We start from the raw sequence: 3,066 nt of genomic DNA, 5'->3' as shown, positions 1-3,066 counted from the left end.
AAAAGGTGTTATACGTAAGTCCGATAGAGGATATTTGCAATCACAAAGAGGAAATCCAATGACCGAATATTCATCTCTTGAGCAGGTTCGTCTCGATAAGATCGAGATCTTACGCGCAGAGGGGATCGAAACGTATCCAACCCGCGCCAGGCGGACGCATACCAGCGTTGAGGCTATCGCAGCCTTTGAAAGTGCGGAAGCAAGTGAAAAGGAGATTGAAGCGATCCTGACCGGTCGACTTCGGGCCACACGCAATATGGGTAAGATCACCTTTGCACATATTGAAGATGGTGCGGGACGTATCCAGCTATTTTTGCGGACCAATGATTTGGGCAAGGAGAAATTGGATTTCTTTGTCAAGATGTTCGATCTGGGTGATTTTATTGAGGCCGAGGGGAAGATGTTCCGTACCCGCACAGGCGAGGTGACGTTGCAAGTTAGCGACTTCAAGTTGCTTGCCAAAGCCGTGACCCCACTTCCTGCCGCGAAAGATGAGACCCTTGAAGACGGGACAGTAGTTCGCCACGCCGCACTGGAAGATTCGCAATTGCGCGCCCGCCAACGTTACGCAGACTTGGCTGTCAACCTTGCTACACGGGAAACATTTCGTAAGCGCGCTGCGATTACGCGTGCCTTGCGCGAATTCCTGGATGAACAGGATTTTCTTGAAGTGGAAACGCCGATTCTGCAACCGATTTATGGTGGCGCAGCAGCCCAGCCCTTTGTTACTCATCATAACCAGCTTAAGCAGGATCTATATTTACGAATTTCATTTGAATTATATTTGAAGCGTCTTCTTGTTGGTAATCTGGAGCGTGTTTACGAAATAGGCCGCGACTTCCGCAACGAGGGTGTTTCTTATAAACATAATCCGGAATTTACCCAATTGGAATTTTATTGGGCCTATGCTGATTATTTGCAGGTGATGGAACTGACCGAGAAGATGGTCGCCTATGCAGCTGAGAAGGCGACCGGATCAATGAAGGTCACCTATCAGGGGAATGAAATTGATTTCACCCCTCCGTGGAATCGCCTGGAAATGCGCCAGGGATTATTGGATGCTTGTGGTGTGGATATCAATGAATGCCGCGATAATGCTTCTTTGCATACGGCCTTGAAAGAAAAAAATATCGAACATCCCAGCGACGCGCCACGTGGCAAATTAATTGGCTGGATGGTGGACGAATTCCTTGAACCCAAAATGATTCAGCCGACTTTCCTTTATAACTATCCACGAGAAATTTCGCCGCTGGCGAAAGCCATCCCCGGCGATCCACAAACAGTGGAACGTTTTGAAGGTTTTGTAGCGGGGATGGAATTGTGCAATGCCTTTACCGAGTTGAACGACCCTCTCGATCAGGAAGCCCGCTTCCTCGAAATGGGGCGTGATTATGCAGATGATGATGAGGAACGTCATCCGATGGATGATGATTATCTCCGCGCCATGCGTTATGGGATGCCTCCCAACGGTGGCTTTGGGATGGGTGTGGATCGCCTGGTAATGCTGCTGACAGATAAGCATAGCATTCGCGAAGTTTTGCTATTCCCGCATTTGAGAGCGGAAGAATAATCAATGAAAAAGAAAATCACTTTTCTTTTGCTAGGAGATACGCTGGCAGTTGGATTAATCACTGTGATCGGATTTCTAAGCCATGAGACACTGCTGACTGCACCACTGTTGCGTCTCGCCGCAACTTTTTTCCCCACACTTTTGGCCTGGCTGCTGATCGCCCCCTGGCTGGGTCTGTACCGCTCTGAAATTTATTCCAACTTTCGCCAGCTTTGGCGGGCAGGTTGGGCTGGAATCCTCGCTGCACCACTGGCTGGTCTATTTCGGAGCCTGATGCTTGGTGGTGTACCTATTCTGCCGGTCTTTGTCCTGGTGCTGGCCGCCACTTCTGCGTTTGGGATGATCATCTGGCGGGGAATCTGGTGGTTTTTTACAAGAGCACGGAAAATAAAAAACTGAGATTGCCTTCTTCCTAAAGAATACTAATCTCTTGGATTTCAATTGCTTTCTGTAAAATATTGAGCGTGATTTTTGCCCAGCAGGCGTTCAAGGTATGGCGTAACTTTCCAAAACGATTTCAGCTTTCGGTATTCATCCACCCAGCGTTTGTTCCCCGTTTGCGTTGTCTTCAGGCAGCGGATCATCAGGTTCTTGGCAGTATGTTCAATGGGGACAAATTGCACCACGTCTGTGCGGTAGCCCATGATGCGCAAGATGGTGGCGCGGAAGGTGTCTGTCAGAATATCTCCCATTCGTTCAGATAAGATGCCGTCTTGAAAAACAGGCAACATTTGGTCAGGCACAGGGATTTTTGATAACTGCTCTTGCAACTCATGGTGGCAACACGGCGCACAGACAATGACCTTGCTGCCCCATTGAATGCCTTTCGCAAGCGCGTCGTCAGTGGCGGTGTCGCAGGCGTGCAGGGCAATGACGATGTCGGGGGAGATGTCAGGTTGATAATCTGTGATACGGTTCACATGAAAGGACAGTTGCTCCCAACCCAAAGATTCAACTTTTTTCTGATGGCGTTCGATCAAATCGGCATTGACGTCAACCCCAGTGACGTGTGTATTGAGCTTCAGAATGTCGTGCAGATAAAAGTATGTAGCGAAGGTTAGGTAGGCATTGCCACAGCCAAAGTCAGTGATGTGGATGGGCTCCCCGCTCCAGGCTTCGAAAGAGGCGGTTTCGTCCAATAAACGCAGGAACTCGTTGATCTGTTTGTACTTGCGTTGCATGTCGGCCCTGATCCTGCCATCCTGAGTCATAATGCCGATTGTCTGCAAAAACGGACGCGCGTTTTCATCGGAGAGCAATCTGGGTTTATCGCGATCGTGCGCGAGATTGGGCGGAGTCGGCGCGGCGGCAGATTTTGATTCCTTGACGAGGGCTTTTCCCTTTTTGGAAAAGTTGACCTGCACATTGCCCGCGTTGCTCTCCACAAAAAGATTTCGAAACGGGAGCGCTAATAGTCCGTTTACTTTATGCACAGCCTCTGCCAATGGATAATTTTTGGTGATGTCTTTCTTCTCGTCGAAATACGAGAATTGCAA

Annotated in this window: 3 protein-coding genes; 2 read left to right on the top strand and 1 reads right to left on the bottom strand. The window is 49.2% G+C overall.

Annotated features, from left to right (window positions below):
- Positions 1-58: 58 nt before the first annotated feature.
- Both lysS and AC3DOM_RS14495 read left to right on the top strand, forming a co-directional pair.
- Positions 59-1,570: a lysine--tRNA ligase gene (lysS, locus tag AC3DOM_RS14500; protein ID WP_487919762.1), complete on the top strand. Its 1,512-nt coding sequence runs from the start codon at positions 59-61 to the stop codon at positions 1,568-1,570.
- 3 nt (positions 1,571-1,573) lie between these two features.
- Entirely contained in the window at positions 1,574-1,969 is a 396-nt protein-coding gene (locus tag AC3DOM_RS14495) for a DUF3054 domain-containing protein (protein ID WP_487919761.1), read from the top strand.
- Positions 1,970-2,007: 38 nt separating this feature from the next.
- Here the strand turns inward: AC3DOM_RS14495 and AC3DOM_RS14490 are convergent.
- A partial coding sequence (locus tag AC3DOM_RS14490) for a class I SAM-dependent methyltransferase (RefSeq protein ID WP_487919760.1) occupies positions 2,008-3,066 on the bottom strand: 1,059 nt, incomplete at its 5' end.

The organism is Candidatus Desulfolinea nitratireducens (assembly GCF_982879505.1).
The sequence above is the reverse complement of the archived record's forward strand: the minus strand, read 5'-3'. Positions and strand labels throughout refer to the sequence as shown.

Excerpts from the sequence above, each read along its gene's own strand:
- AC3DOM_RS14495 (WP_487919761.1), top strand. The coding sequence starts at position 1,574 with ATGAAAAAGAAAATCACTTTTCTTTTGCTAGGAGATACGCTGGCAGTT.
- lysS (WP_487919762.1), top strand. The coding sequence starts at position 59 with ATGACCGAATATTCATCTCTTGAGCAGGTTCGTCTCGATAAGATCGAG.